Source organism: Stenotrophomonas sp. STEN021, from assembly GCF_056760175.1.
On record NZ_JBRREH010000168.1, the window covers coordinates 1 to 1151 of the forward strand.

Sequence of the window (1151 nt, forward strand, 5' to 3'; positions counted from 1 at the left end):
GGATGCTCTGAACAATTCCTCGGCGACAATAGCGCAAGGTTCGACGGATGACGACGATGCAGCTGAGCTTCGGGGACGCGGAACACACGGGCAAGCGGAAGAAGACGCGACGCGAGATCTTCCTGGCGGAGATGGAGCAGGTGGTGCCGTGGAACGTATTGCTGGCGCTGATCGCACCGCACTACCCGAAGATGGGCCAGCGTGGCCGGCAACCGTACGCGCTGGCGACGATGCTGCGCATCCACTTTCTGCAGCAGTGGTACGCGCTGAGCGACCCGGGCATGGAAGAGGCGCTGTACGAGATGCCGGTGATGCGCCGCTTTGCCCGCCTGAGCGGGCTGGACAACATTCCGGACGAGACCACGATCCTCAACTTCCGCCGGCTGCTGGAGACGCATGATCTGGCGCCGCAGCTCCTGGAGCGCGTGAACGCGCACCTGGCGCGCAAGGGCCAGAGCTTGAAGGCCGGCACGATCGTCGATGCCACGATCATTGCGGCACCGAGCTCTACCAAGAACAGGGACGGCAAGCGCGACCCGGAGATGCACCAGACGAAGAAGGGCAACCAGTGGCACTTCGGGATGAAGGCGCACATTGGCGTGGACGAGGAATCGGGCCTGGTGCATCACGTGGAGTGCACAGCGGCGAACGTGAATGACGTGACGCAGGTGCACAAGCTGCTGCACGGCAAGGAAGATACGATCTGCGGCGACAGCGGCTACACCGGCGCGGACAAGCGCGAGGAGCTGCAAGACGTGGAGGCTGCGTTCTGGATCGCGGAGAAGCCCTCGAAGTTGCGAGCGCTGAAGAACAAGCGCGAGCGCAAGTACGCCGAGCGCTGGGAGCACTTCAAGGCCAGCCTGCGGGCGAAGGTGGAGCACCCGTTCCGGGTGGTGAAGCGCCAGTTCGGCTACACCAAGGTGCGCTACCGCGGCTTGGCGAAGAACACGGCGCAGGTGCTGACGCTGTTCGCGCTGTCGAATCTGTGGATGGCGCGGCGACGTCTGTTGCTGCCGACGGGGTAAATCCGTCTGTTGGACGGGGAAACCCGTCGAAAAGCGTCAGAAACGGCGCAAAATCGATCATATCGAGGTCGACTTGGCGCCTTGACGCTGAAATCCAAGTATCAGAGCGCTTTGATCAGACCTTCC

The 1151-nt window shown here is 62.8% G+C and carries 1 protein-coding gene; it reads left to right on the plus strand.

Annotated features, from left to right (window positions below; all coding sequences use genetic code 11):
• The first annotated feature begins 56 nt into the window (after nt 1-56).
• Complete coding sequence (locus ACVOL0_RS20355) at nt 57-1025, plus strand: IS5 family transposase (RefSeq protein ID WP_440569388.1); 969 nt, start codon at nt 57-59, stop codon at nt 1023-1025.
• Nucleotides 1026-1151: the final 126 nt, after the last annotated feature.

What these genes read in the sequence shown, in the direction of transcription:
- ACVOL0_RS20355 (WP_440569388.1), top strand. Translation starts at nt 57, where the DNA reads ATGCAGCTGAGCTTCGGGGACGCGGAACACACGGGCAAGCGGAAGAAG.